The following is a 13,109-nucleotide window of genomic DNA, read 5'->3' as shown; positions in this document are numbered from 1 at the left end:
TCAAGTCGACGGAAATAAATTAATTACCGTCGACTTTAGCCGACGGAAAAAGACTAGAAGATCAAGTACCGTTGGCTTAACCCGCGGAAAATACCAGCCAAGGCAAACCTATTTCCTAACCCAGGGTTTCAACCCTGGGTCTTAGCCAAACCCAAAAAGCTCAATGAAAAGCGAAGCGATTGCCATCAAAGTAGAAAACCTGACGAAGCGGGAAACGACGATCTCGATCTTCCTGATCGGCCTGATGTTCTTTATTTTCGGTTTTGTGTCGTGGGTCAATTCGATTTTGATCCCCTATTTCAAAATCGCCTGTGAACTGACGAGCTTTCAGGCGTACCTCGTCGCATTTGCATTTTACATTGCCTACTTCGTGATGTCGGTGCCTTCGTCGTATTTGTTGAAGGCTGTGGGTTTCAAAAAGGGCATGATGATCGGTTTCTGGGCGATGGCCTTGGGCGCATTCATTTTCGTACCAGCGGCGATGTCGCGGACTTACGAGATATTCCTGATAGGTCTTTTCACGATCGGAATCGGCCTTGCGATCCTCCAAACGGCCGCCAATCCTTACATTACCATCCTCGGTGCCAAGGAACGCGCTGCGCAGCGGATCAGTATGATGGGTATTTGCAACAAAGCCGCCGGCATTCTCTCGCCGATCGTCTTTGCGGCCGTGATATTGAAGCCTACCGATACCGACCTTTTCGCGCAGCTCGGCACCATGAGCGACAGCGAGCGCAGTGCGGCACTGGATGAACTGATCCGTCGGGTAATCAATCCCTACATTGGCCTCGGCACATTCCTTTTTGCATTAGGTTATCTGGTATTCAAATCCCCATTGCCCGAAATCGATACCGAGCATGAAAGCCAGGAAATAGCCTCAGCCAATGCAGGTAAGAAAAGCATTTTCGACTTCCCCCACCTAATCCTGGGCGCACTGGCAATCTTCCTGCACGTGGGCACGCAAGTAATCGCGATTGATACCATTATTGGTTATGCCAATTCCATGGGTATTGACCTTTTGGAAGCGAAAGTATTCCCTTCTTATACGCTTTTCTGCACCATTTGCGGGTATTTGATTGGTATTACGGTAATCCCGAAATTCATCAGCCAGGTAAATGCGCTGCGGATCTGCACATTGCTGGGGACCATTTTTACATTACTCATCATCTTCACCCACGGGCAAGTGACCTTCCTTGGGCATACGACCGATATTTCTATCTGGTTCGTGGTGCTACTCGGGCTTGCCAATTCGCTTGTTTGGGCAGGCATCTGGCCGCTTGCGCTGGATGATCTGGGGAGGTTTACCAAACTCGGTGCGTCGGTAATGATCATGGGGCTTTGCGGGAATGCCATTATGCCACTTTTTTATGGGCATTTCGCCGATGTGGTGAATGTTAGGGAGGCATATTGGGTGCTGCTCCCGTGTTATTTGTATCTGGTTTTTTATGCAGTAAAAGGGCACAAATTGCGCAAATGGGGCTTTTAAAAACGGGACCACCAAAAATGCCCGCCATTAATTTTATTACGGTGCGCTGCACCTAACTACCAATTATTGACTATCAACCATCTACAAATCTTTCGGTGCTCTGCACCTTGACGTTAAGGTGCAGAGCACCGAAAGACTTGTAGACGCAGTGCACGGCAGTATGTATAGGTGCAGCGCACCGAAAGATTTGTAGAATACGAATGAAATTAAAAATCATAAACGGAACCATTATCACCCCCTACCGCTACATCCGTAACGGGACGCTTTTGGTTGAAAATGGGATAATTGTGGGGATTGAAACGGGGGATGTGGATTTTCCAGGTGCGGAGGTGATCGACGCCGGGGGACATTATGTCGCTCCTGGCTTCATCGACCTGCATATTCACGGTGGTGGCGGGCATGATTTCATGGACGGCAGCACGGAGGCGTTTTTAAAAATAGCCGAGACACACGCGCAATATGGCACCACCGCGATGGTTCCCACCACATTAACTGCCGAAAAAGAAGACTTGCTCGAAACCCTGGATTGCTATGAGAAGGCGAATGCGGCGAACTTGAATGGCGCACAGTTTCTAGGAATGCATTTGGAAGGCCCCTATTTCGCATTGAGCCAGCGGGGCGCGCAGGACCCTCGGTACATCCGCAATCCCGATCCTGCCGAGTATGAAGCGATTTTGGCATACTCCAATTCCATTACCCGTTGGAGCGCCGCGCCGGAGCTGCCGGGGGCGATTGATTTTGGGAAAAGATTAAAACAAAAAGGCATTCTGGCCGCGGTGGCGCATACGGATGCTATTTACGAAGACGTGCTGGAAGCCTATGAGAATGGCTACACGCTCGCGACGCACCTGTACTCGGCCATGTCGGGCGTGACGCGCAGGAATGCATTCCGGTATGCGGGCACGATCGAGAGCGCCTTTTTGCTCGATATGGATGTGGAAATCATCGCCGATGGCGTGCATTTGCCTGCGCCGTTGTTGAAACTGATTTATAAAATCAAAGGTCCCGACCGCATTGCATTGATCACCGACGCCATGCGCGCCGCCGGAATGCCAGAGGGCGAAAGCACGCTTGGCTCGCTCAAAAACGGGTTGAAAGTGATCGTCGAGGATGGCGTGGCGAAGCTACCGGACCGTACCTCCTTTGCCGGAAGCGTCTCCACGGCCGACCGCCTCGTGCGCACCATGGTGAATATGGCCGACGTGTCGCTGCTCGACGCCGTGCGCATGGCCAGCGCAACGCCCGCACGCATTATGGGCGTACACGATCGCAAGGGCACATTAGTAGCGGGCAAAGACGCCGACATCGTCATTTTCGATGCCGACGTCCGCATTCAAAGGACGATTATCAAAGGAAAAACCATATACCTAAACGCGATACCCCAATCTTAACCTACCACAAAAAATGAAAGTCGACCAACTGGAAATCAACATCTCCGAGACCCGCCAGCAAATGGGCGAAGCTGCGGCCAAAGCTGTGGCGGACAAGATCCGGGAGATTCAGAATACTCAAGAATTTGTAAATATCATCTTCGCCTCGGCGCCTTCGCAGAACGAGTTTCTGGCGATTTTGAAAGACGAGCCGGGCATTCAATGGGAGAAAGTCAATGCATTTCATATGGACGAATACATCGGTATAGCAGCCGATGCGCCGCAGAATTTCGGGTATTTCCTGAAAGTACGGCTGTTCGATCATGTGCCAGTACATTCGGTTTCCTATCTCGACGGTAACGCTACCGATCCACAGCAGGAATGCGACCGCTATGCAAAGCTGCTCCGCGAGAACCCGATCGACATTGTGTGCCTCGGCATCGGCGAGAATGGGCATCTGGCATTCAACGACCCGCATGTGGCGTTTTTCGATGATCCACTGGAAGTAAAAATTGTAGAACTCGACGACGCCTGCCGCCAGCAGCAGGTGAACGACGAATGCTTCGACACGTTCGGCGAAGTGCCGCAAACCGCATTGACCCTCACCATTCCGACCCTCATGAAGGCCAAATATGCCTTCTGCATCGTGCCCGGCGAGAAAAAGGCGCAAGCCATCTACCACACCGTGGCCGAGGACATCCAGGAAGCCTACCCGTCGACCATCCTCCGCAAGCATCCGCACGCGATCTTGTTCATCGACCAGGCGAGTTCAGGGAAGCTCAAAGAAATTTCGTCATACTCGCAGGCGTAGTTCCGCACCGGAGCTATCTTGCAATGTATTACCTCAACCCATTCAAATGAGAAAAGAACTCTTGACAATCGCTTTATTGAGCGCAATGGTATTCAATCAGGGATGTAATTCGAAGAAAGAGGAAGCAAAGAGTGAGGAGAAGAAGCCGCTGAGCCTGATCGTGGTGGAGCCCGGCCACTTCCATGCCGCGCTGGTTCAGAAATCGATGTACGACGATGTGGATTCGGTCGTGCACGTGTACGCGTCCGAGGGCCCGGATGTGAAGGCTTACCTCGACAAGGTGGAGAAGTACAACACTCGCGCTGAGAACCCGACGCATTGGAAAGAGGAGGTTTACACCGGTCCCGATTTCCTTGAAAAAATGCTTTCCGAAAAGAAAGGTAACGTAGTGGTACTAGCCGGTAACAACCAGAAAAAGACCGATTTCATCAAAAAATCTGTCGACGCAGGCCTGAACGTCCTCGCCGACAAACCGATGGCAATCGACGCGGCGGGCTTCGACAAGCTGAAAGAAGCATTCGCGAGCGCCGACAAAAACAAGGTGTTGCTCTACGACATCATGACCGAGCGTTACGAGATCACCAACACCCTGCAACGCGAACTCGCATTGCTGCCCGAGATCTTCGGCGAACTGCAAAAAGGCACGCCCGAGAACCCCGCGGTATCCAAAGAAAGTGTGCACCACTTCTTCAAATACATCTCCGGCGAGCCGCTCGTACGCCCTACCTGGTTCTTCGACGTAAACCAGCAAGGCGAAGGCATGGTAGACGTGACTACCCACCTCGTGGACCTCGTGCAATGGAGCTGCTTCCCGAATGTATCCCTCGATTATCAAAAGGACATCCAACTCCTCTCGACCAAGCGCACCGCTACCCAGCTCACGCCCTCGCAGTTCAAGCTCGTCACCAAAAGCGAAACTTATCCAGACTTCCTCAAAAAGGATATTAAGGACACTTTGCTGAATGTATATTCCAATGGCGAACTGAACTACACCCTGAAAGGCGTACACGCGAAAGTATCCGTGATCTGGAACTTCCAGGCCCCCGAAGGCACCGGCGACACGCATTACTCGATCATGAAAGGCTCGAAAGCCAACCTGATCGTGCGCCAGGGCAAGGAGCAGAAGTACAAGCCGGTACTTTACATCGAAACTACCGATAAGAGCAAGGCTTACGAAGATGCGGTGGCAGCTGCATTCAAGACCGTGCAGGACAAGTTTCCCGGCGTGGAGTTGAAAAAGATTGCTGCGGGTTGGGAAGTTGTGATTCCTGCTAAGTACGACACGGGTCACGAGTCGCACTTCGCGCAGGTGGCCAATGCTTATATGGGCTATCTCAAAGCAGGCAAGCTGCCGGAATGGGAAGTGCCGAATATGATTGCTAAGTATTGGCTGACGACTTCGGCTTTGAAGCAGGCGAAGGGTGGGAATAAGTGAAGGCAAAAACTAGTCTTTAGCCGTCGTCTTAAGACGACGGTAATAGATTTTCGGGGACGAGCGGTTTTAGGCTGCTCGTCCCTTTTTTTGTCTTCAGATCGTGAACTCTAGATCGGCTTTTTATCAAAATAACCCTAGTTGAACAGGCGAAGAAGAGCCTTTTCCTAGCATTGGTAATGTGTCGATTACATCAAACTGTCTGCGGTCTCCATTGAATCTCCTCACACTAATTGAATCACACCAGAATTTGGCGTCATATTTTTGGAAGAGTGAATAGGCTATCTCAATCCATTCCGGAGAAAGTCGTCTGCCAATCGACATATGCGGTTTGCCAAATAACTCCGTCCAGCCTTCCGTGTAATCCTTTAAAAGTTTCGAATTTGTATTCTGCTTAAATTGATTGCATCGCTCAATAATTGCCCTTGACGACGCAGGGGTTGGCTCAACGTAAAATGCGCCGTTCGTCGGAAAATGGTTGAAGCCGTTGAATTCAATTTCAAACGGATGCAATCCCTCGACTATACTCCTAAACATCTTCAACAGCAGTGGATAATCTCTTTCATAGGCATGAAATTCGAATAGCGAGATATGGGCTTCTGAGTTCACACTATTGAAAAAACCTTTAACCTCAGCTCTCAGCTCACTTTTCATGCCTTTCACTTTGTCGATTATTTCCTTCGGCGGCCTGATGGCAATCGAATATCTCACCGGTTCGTCCATTTGAAAAATATCTCTGTATTTACTTTCAATCAATTGCACCTCTTCATGTTCCAAATCAGCAAATTCCTTATCCAATGCCCGGCGTGACAGCCTTCCAGCATTTTGGGATAAAAAAACCACTAGTAACGACACCATCTTATCCGGCATCGGAATATGGTCGTCCAGCCAGTTTTTGAATGCGTCGTATCGCTCGAGGTATTTTATTTCGTCCGGAATCGTGCAGTAGATCGTATGCGCAACGCACTCGAAGAGAAACTCGGCCTGCCTGGTGGCATCGAAATAGCGGTAGTAATCGGCCGTTTCATTTTTAACTTTCACATTGTGATCGGCAGTCGGCTCCCAGTCGATAAACGGAAGAACGGAATGAGAGTAATGCTCCAAAACTGACCGGTAGTCGCCTATTTTTTCCAGAATAGCCGCCGAAACCGGAAATATCATCTGCTCCGGGCTGAACTTGGTTTGAGCAAGCAAATGATGGATAATGTACCGGTGAAGCCGGCCATTGCCATCCACAAACGGGTGAATGAAAACGAAACCAAATGCGATCGACGCGGCAATCAAAACAGGATGAAAACCTCTTGCCTCCATCAACTGCGCAGCTTCAAGAAGCCCCTTCATTAATTCATCCAGATCTTCCCACCGCGCCGAAATATGATCGGGCATTGGGGTTCCGGTTGACCTGTCGTGCTCGCCGATGAAACCGCCCTCTGTCCGAAAGCCTAGCTGTATCCGACGGGAATCGCCGATCACTATCTGCTGCAAACGCAGTAGTTCCTCCGAAGTAAGTGGCTTGTCACCGGCCTGCCCGATCGCCTTACCCCACAGCATAGCCCGGCTTGGCGATGGATTCTCGCCCTCGATCGAAAACGATGCCTTCGAGTCCTTCAACAGCAGAAATGCCGATGTCCTGGCCAGAATATCCTTGTGAACGTTTTTTAAAGTCGCGTAAGAATGCTTTTCAAGCGATTCTCCAATAAAGTTTTTGAGTTTTTCCGACTTAAATATCAGCGGGCAAAACTGCCTCGTTCCCGGCAAATTATTGCGGATACGCTGCCGGGGCACGTTGACAGACTTCTCCAATGCAAACTGTAAATCCCCTTCCAGCAACGGCACGTAATTCCCTTCCTTCAAATCCGGGATATCGAGCGGCTCGTCCATCAGCCATTCGTACAAGAACCATATTCGTCGGCTGTACTGGCCCGTACGTTCAAAGCTCACCAACGCCTCGGCTTCACTCTTCCCAATGCGCTCGAATAACTTTTTGAAAAATAGCAAGTTGACCCCTTCATATTTCAAAGCGAAGACCAAATGACCGTAAAGGCTATCTGGTGGGGTGTATCTTGCTGTTAGTACATTCCAGTGCTCGTCCGATAGCTGTTTGTAGCGGGTGCCAATCAACGATAACTTGTCTGGCAAGGGCATTTTGAGCGCAAGCCGTTCTATAATGGCACCGTAGCCTACGAGTAGTGCTCTTTCCGGCGCCTGTCTTCCATGAAAAACAGTTACAAACTGTGAAAAATGATTATTTTCAGACCATTCTTCTGAAATACGATTATTTTCCAACATAACTTTCTGGCTTTCGATTCCATGGAAATTTGTGAAAAATAATTAATTTTTATGAAAAATGATTATAAAACGGCTTTATTTGTGAAAAACGATTATTTTTCAGCCAGATAAAAGCTCCTCCCCTCTCCCAATCCGCTCCACATTCTCGAAAAACGCAATCAGCTCCCTAAACGAAAAGTAAGTATCGCAAAGGTCCGGCGCGGGGCCTTGTTCTTTGAGGGAGATGATGTAGCCGGTGAAAATCGTCCAGAGTTCGTCGCGCCAGCATTCGGCGCTGCTGCTGCTCAGGAGCTTGCCTACCTCGCGGCCATAGGCCAGCAACATCGTATCCGTGCATTCGATAGGGTGTGTTTCTGTGTTCATTTTGTGGGTGTAAGAAGTGTGGGACAAACCGTGCATTTACGTTTTCCGTAAAGCACGCATTCCTGCAACCCGTACCCAACCCGCGGGCCCCGTAACTTACGCCGAAATACCTGTAAATTACCGGATCACTTCCCGATGGATTTATATAAATTGCCTTTTCAACGAAATAGCCCCCGTATGACACATACTACCTCCAACCCGAAGATCCACGAAGGCCGCAACGTGAAACGGTTCCGCGAAATGCTCGGAATCAAACAGGACATGCTCGCCTTCGAGCTCGGCAGCGATTGGAACCAGCAAAGAATCTCCACGCTCGAACAGCGCGAAAAGATCGATTCCGACATTTTGGAACAAGTAGCAGCGATACTGAAAATACCCGTGGAAGCGATTCGGAATTTTGACGAGGAAAAGGCGGTGAATGTGATTTCTAATACATTCAATGACAATGCATTTGTCAGCACAGGCCATACGGCGACTTTTAATTTCAATCCCGTCGAGGAGATCAGGAAACTTCACGATGAAAAGATGGCTCTTTACGAGCGGATGTTGAAGGAGAAGGATGAGATGATGGGGCGGTTGGAGAGATTGATTGCCAAGCAGTCTCAATAAGATAGCCGCTACAATATTTGTTAAGTCCCATTAGAAACGACCGCAATATCTCTTTGAAAGTATAAAGTCAAACCAAAACTTTTTGGCGCCCGTAAACCTTGGCAGTTAGAAACGAAGAGAACTCCACCCATTTCAAATCGCATCTCCATGAAACATAATGTTTCCACATTGCAATCTAAAAATCGAAAAAAATGAATGGAACTATTTTAGACAAGTTTCAAGAGGGCAACAGTAGATGTTACTTAGTCAAGATACTGTTAGTTGATTTCGTAACATCACTTCCTGAAAGTTATAAAGAGTATGAAGTTCAGAGAGAGATTGTATCCAACACATACTTGGACGGTCTAATTGACACTGTCTTACAGCAAAGGCACATACCTCCCATTGTACTGGTGGCAGACGATGGCGATCTCCACATAGATTCAACAAGCATTAATTTACGGAAATTTAAAATATTAGATGGGCTCCAAAGAACATTTCGACTAAAATTAATTTGGGATACAATTCAGCTTTTCGAAAATGAAGTAGATATCTCTGAGGATATTCTATCCATGAAGCGACTTCAATTGTCACGAAAGTATTCTGCACAACTTAATAGTATCAATTCAAGTGCTAAAATCTTAGAGTCGGTAATTCGATTTTATCAACAAGGGAATAAAAAACCCAGCGAAAAATTCAAAAAGATTCAATGGTTTGAGATTTGGTCAGGCCTTAGCCCTCGGGATGAAGTCAATAAAATGCTGATTCTAAATGCGGGTCACAAACCAGTTAAGACACAGCATCAATTAGAAATTTTATTTCTGAATCTTATCCCTATTTTCGAAAAAGCTGGCCTTAACAGGTTTCAATTAATAAGAGAAAAAGAAGCCAATTCGACATTTTTTAACAAAAGTCGGGAGCTGGGACAATTTCACTTTTCTCATCTTATCACAGCAATACTATCCCTAAAAGAAGGAAAGCCGGTTACTGCAAACATAAATTTGATTCACAAAGCTCAATCCGAGGAATTTAATATAGATGATTTTGCCGAAATATTCAACTACGAATTTCTTGAACAGTTAATTCGTAATCTACTTTTGTTTGATGATAATCTCAAAAAGCACTTCGGACCTCTTGGGACTCGATGGCTGGGACGGGAGATCTCTCTTGTAGGTATTTTTGCAGCATTAGGGAAATTTAAGGAAATCAAAACTATCACATATCTCGATGTCCTTGAAATTTTCAAAAATGTTATCATTGAACATGTTGAATACTTAAATTTAAAGGAATTTGAAAAAATTCGTAATAGTCTAGATATTGGAAAAATAAATATTGGGACGGCTAACAAGAATGCCGTATACAATGGAATATTTACATTATTAGACGACAGTTCAAAATCGATAAACTGGACTAACTTCTTTGCGGGACAATAGAATGAGAAAAATAGATATTATATACGACAACCTGTTGTTTCTATTAGATCAAATTACATATCGTGGGCCATTGTTTGATACCTATCACGATTCAAAAGATGAAGAGATTCAAAATGATTTGGTCGATCTTAGCGAAAAGATTATCGAAGAAATAGAAAAGATGATGGAATCTAAGGCAAGTCTCGGATTTCACACTGATTTCACATCATTAAAACTTTACCTAGACGATTTTACCGCAAAGTTTGCTGACTATCCAGAAAACCGAATAAATGAAATATATATATTAATTGGAATCGTTCAAAAGCTAGCAAACGAACTATCCGAAAGTTTAATAAATCTTGAAGAAGAGGTCGACGATAATGAATTCTCTATAATTGACCTACCTAAGGATATAAATAAGCATAATTTCCTCGCATACGACGTCTCAGATTATAAAAAATCCTTATTCCTATTTGATCTAACCAATGCAACGGAATTCACAACTTACTTAGATGAAATCGCAGACGGAATTGACATTCTATTTTATTTAGCAGCAAAAGTTGGCCAAAATGGAAACCCACTCACCTCAAAAAAGTATATACTTGTAAATTCTACACATGCCGTAAAAAACACAATGGTATGGGCAACTATTTGTCTACATATCGTAAAGGCCGGCGAATCTGTCCATTATGGCTATGATTATACACAGAAACCTCGATTCACTACACTGTCAACGATAGACTTAGGCCTCAGCTACCAACAATTCAATGATTCGATTAACATAATAAGTGAATATAATAACCAACGGGACATCTTGGACAAGTATTTACGGATATACCATATTCTGGAAAACTTCATGTATAAGTCTCCGCTTGTGACATTGGAAAGGGAAGCGAACGGAGAAGTCTTTTCTATTCGGGATTTTAAAAGAATGTATGACAAAATAAATGATTCAGAGCCGAATATGTTAAAACGTCTTATAAATGATATTTTCTCTCTAAATCACAGCGCAGCAACGACATTCAAAGCCGAAATCTTAGCGAAATGGGCAGCTCTTGTTCCTAATTATTTTGCCAATGATATTAACATCGATTTTCTTATTTCAAAACTCGGTATAACTACAAGGAAAGGGGATCTATTAAGTCACGCAAGCATCAATAATGACAACATCACTGATTTCTTCTCGAAGTTGGTTTATTATTTTAGAAATACCATCGTTCATAACAGAGAGACAGAATTCCACTTAACGCATGAAAATTTATTAAGTCACCCACATATGGCAGATACTGCGAAAGTCCTGCTTGAAAGTTTTTTAATACCGACCATTGAAGAAATTGTTTTTCATCTTATCACCGTCCAAAACAATATTGTTTGGTATGACAAGTCAGAACTTAATCTTTGGGAGGAAGGTTAGCGGAATGAAATTAACACAATGGGTTGATAAATGGTAATAAACTTAGCTTCGTGTTTCGTAAACCTTCATCTCCTTCAAATGAGACTTTAACGATTTTGGTTAAGCATCGCCGGTTAAATACTTATTATTAGGTTGCCTTGCTTCGAAAAGATTTATCCTCCCCACTCCAACTCAACCCCCTCCCCACGCACAAACCCCTGAAACCCCTCCAACAACCCCTTATCCTCCCTAACCCCCCGCGGAAGCACATTCTTCGAAGAAGCATACCCCACCAACAACCCCACAGCCTCCCCAATACTCCACTCCACCGGATGCAGCCTGTAACATCCATTCGTAATATGCGTAGTGCCAATATTCTTATTAGCAGGCAAAATATTCTCCATCCGCACCGGCAGCAGCGCGCCCAACGGAATCTGAAACGGCAATGACCCGAAATCAATGTAATTATCCCCGCCGGTGCTGGGATGCAAGTCAATATGGTAATAACCAATCCCAACGCTATCTTCAAAGGCAGCCGCTTTCACGCCCGCAGATTGCCCGGTGACAGCAGCGCGCTGCTCGGCGCCGACGTGCTCTTCCTTAATGGTAAATAGGGCCTTAATGCGCCGCGACTCGCGGACGTAGGGGTATTTGGCGAGGCCGTCTTCGGTGCCCATGATGTCTTTGCGGAGGCGGATGCCGGGCCAGCCTTTGCCGCCGTCAGGGCGTGGGGCCTCGGTTTGGAGCCAGTAGAGGAGCGAGAGGCTGAGCTGCTTGCCGCGTTCGAAATGCTTGTCGAAGTCTTTTTCGCTGGCGCCGATGAGGTTGCCGAGGGTGTAATCGTTTTGCGGCCAGTTTACGATGGTAATGTCGCCGGCGTAGGTGCCGGGGGCGAAGTTGGCCTTATTGATAATGCGGCGGTAGAGCCAGAGGTTGAGGTTATTGCCAGTCGGGATGCCCTCCGGGTGGAAGCCGAGTTGCTTCGGTTCGAGGGTTTTGGGGTTGGAATAGGAAAGGTCCAGCAGCCTGCCCGACCAGGGTTTGGCCATTTTGGGCACGTAGTTCTTCCAGAAATCGTATTCCCGCGGCTTTTCGATCACGTGGTTTTCGCCCGGTCGGTAGTCGATCGCGAAGCAGACGGTGAATGCCTGCACATTGTTCGGGTCGGCTTTTTCGGGGGCGTGGAATTCGCCGGTTTCGGCTTTGGATTCGGCGCCGGTGACGAACTCGGTGCCGGTCATGGGCAGCAGGTCGCCGAGCTCGGTAGCGTCCGCAAAATAGGGCGCGGTGAGGGTTACCTGGGCTTTGTTGCGGCGATTCTGCGCGGTGAGGGCTTGTACTTTGTTGCCTTTTATGTCGGCGGCCACGATTTTATGTTCCAAAAGCAATGTGAGCTTGCCGGTGCTTAGGTACGGGTTCAGCATGTCGGTGAGCACGGCTACGGCTACACGCGGTTCGTGGCAGAGCTTGGATACGGAGCCGTCGCCGGGATTGAGGTTTTTGCGGCTCCGGGCCTCGGCGGTGAGCGGGTAGTTTTTCTGGTAATATTCGCGCACGGCGGTGCGGAAATCGCGGTAAGCCTTCGTGGCGCCGTGTGTTTCGATCCATTGGTGCTCGTCGGGCGGTACACCCTGCTGCGAGAGCTGGCCGCCGATCCAGTCGGTTTCTTCGGTGAGGATTACCGACAGGCCATTGCGCAATGCGGCCAATGCGGCGGCGCATCCGCCCAGGCCGCCACCCGCGATCACGAGGTCGGCATTCAATGTGGCTTTTGCAGGAGTTTCTTTGCCGGAAGCTGCATTTCCGGTTTCGCGATTTTCGGAAGTTCCGGCCAGCAAGCTGCTGCCCAATGTGACACTTCCCAGAAAATTACGGCGTTTCATAAGGTTTAAGGTATTTAGGTAAGTAATAAAAAGAACGCTCACTGTGAGGTTTCATCCTCACAATGAGCGCATATCAATCTAA

Annotated in this window: 10 protein-coding genes; 7 read left to right on the top strand and 3 right to left on the bottom strand. The window is 47.4% G+C overall.

Annotated elements, in window-relative coordinates; genetic code table 11:
* The first annotated feature begins 163 nt into the window (after positions 1-163).
* From AC2YIT_RS10395 to AC2YIT_RS10380, 4 genes are all read left to right on the top strand, one after another.
* Positions 164-1,486, top strand: a complete 1,323-nt coding sequence (locus AC2YIT_RS10395; protein ID WP_487279127.1) for a sugar MFS transporter — start codon at positions 164-166, stop codon at positions 1,484-1,486.
* 200 nt (positions 1,487-1,686) lie between these two features.
* Positions 1,687-2,877: an N-acetylglucosamine-6-phosphate deacetylase gene (gene nagA / locus AC2YIT_RS10390; RefSeq protein WP_487279126.1), complete on the top strand. Its 1,191-nt coding sequence runs from the start codon at positions 1,687-1,689 to the stop codon at positions 2,875-2,877.
* Positions 2,878-2,890: 13 nt separating this feature from the next.
* Entirely contained in the window at positions 2,891-3,667 is a 777-nt protein-coding gene (locus tag AC2YIT_RS10385) for a glucosamine-6-phosphate deaminase (RefSeq protein ID WP_487279125.1), read from the top strand.
* Positions 3,668-3,713: 46 nt separating this feature from the next.
* Positions 3,714-5,102: a putative oxidoreductase C-terminal domain-containing protein gene (locus AC2YIT_RS10380; protein WP_430844458.1), complete on the top strand. Its 1,389-nt coding sequence runs from the start codon at positions 3,714-3,716 to the stop codon at positions 5,100-5,102.
* Between the two features lie 123 nt (positions 5,103-5,225).
* Here AC2YIT_RS10380 and AC2YIT_RS10375 read toward each other — a convergent pair whose 3' ends face one another.
* Positions 5,226-7,388 (bottom strand): 2'-5' RNA ligase family protein, encoded by a 2,163-nt coding sequence (locus AC2YIT_RS10375; RefSeq protein WP_487279124.1) that lies wholly within the window; start codon positions 7,386-7,388, stop codon positions 5,226-5,228.
* 99 nt (positions 7,389-7,487) lie between these two features.
* A complete protein-coding gene (locus tag AC2YIT_RS10370; protein WP_487279123.1) occupies positions 7,488-7,751 on the bottom strand; it encodes a hypothetical protein in 264 nt (87 codons plus the stop codon).
* 177 nt (positions 7,752-7,928) lie between these two features.
* On the opposite strand from AC2YIT_RS10370, the gene AC2YIT_RS10365 reads away from it, so the two are divergent.
* The 3 genes from AC2YIT_RS10365 (at position 7,929) to AC2YIT_RS10355 (ending at position 11,165) form a co-directional block, all read left to right on the top strand.
* Positions 7,929-8,360, top strand: a complete 432-nt coding sequence (locus AC2YIT_RS10365) for a helix-turn-helix domain-containing protein (RefSeq protein ID WP_487279122.1) — start codon at positions 7,929-7,931, stop codon at positions 8,358-8,360.
* 191 nt (positions 8,361-8,551) lie between these two features.
* Positions 8,552-9,772 (top strand): hypothetical protein, encoded by a 1,221-nt coding sequence (locus AC2YIT_RS10360; protein ID WP_487279121.1) that lies wholly within the window; start codon positions 8,552-8,554, stop codon positions 9,770-9,772.
* A 1-nt stretch (position 9,773) separates the two neighbouring features.
* Positions 9,774-11,165, top strand: a complete 1,392-nt coding sequence (locus AC2YIT_RS10355) for a hypothetical protein (protein WP_487279120.1) — start codon at positions 9,774-9,776, stop codon at positions 11,163-11,165.
* Positions 11,166-11,317: 152 nt separating this feature from the next.
* Here the strand turns inward: AC2YIT_RS10355 and AC2YIT_RS10350 are convergent, their stop codons facing one another.
* A complete protein-coding gene (locus AC2YIT_RS10350) occupies positions 11,318-13,027 on the bottom strand; it encodes an FAD-dependent oxidoreductase (protein ID WP_487279119.1) in 1,710 nt (569 codons plus the stop codon).
* Between the last annotated feature and the right edge of the window lie 82 nt (positions 13,028-13,109).

This window comes from Dyadobacter sp. SRI_021 (assembly GCF_057586235.1).
This window is presented reverse-complemented; position numbering and strand designations above follow the sequence as displayed.

Coding starts and splice junctions, on each gene's coding strand:
- AC2YIT_RS10395 (WP_487279127.1), top strand. CDS start 164: ATGAAAAGCGAAGCGATTGCCATCAAAGTAGAAAACCTGACGAAGCGG.
- nagA (WP_487279126.1), top strand. CDS start 1,687: ATGAAATTAAAAATCATAAACGGAACCATTATCACCCCCTACCGCTAC.
- AC2YIT_RS10385 (WP_487279125.1), top strand. CDS start 2,891: ATGAAAGTCGACCAACTGGAAATCAACATCTCCGAGACCCGCCAGCAA.
- AC2YIT_RS10380 (WP_430844458.1), top strand. CDS start 3,714: ATGAGAAAAGAACTCTTGACAATCGCTTTATTGAGCGCAATGGTATTC.
- AC2YIT_RS10375 (WP_487279124.1), bottom strand. CDS start 7,388: ATGTTGGAAAATAATCGTATTTCAGAAGAATGGTCTGAAAATAATCAT.
- AC2YIT_RS10370 (WP_487279123.1), bottom strand. CDS start 7,751: ATGAACACAGAAACACACCCTATCGAATGCACGGATACGATGTTGCTG.
- AC2YIT_RS10365 (WP_487279122.1), top strand. CDS start 7,929: ATGACACATACTACCTCCAACCCGAAGATCCACGAAGGCCGCAACGTG.
- AC2YIT_RS10360 (WP_487279121.1), top strand. CDS start 8,552: ATGAATGGAACTATTTTAGACAAGTTTCAAGAGGGCAACAGTAGATGT.
- AC2YIT_RS10355 (WP_487279120.1), top strand. CDS start 9,774: ATGAGAAAAATAGATATTATATACGACAACCTGTTGTTTCTATTAGAT.
- AC2YIT_RS10350 (WP_487279119.1), bottom strand. CDS start 13,027: ATGAAACGCCGTAATTTTCTGGGAAGTGTCACATTGGGCAGCAGCTTG.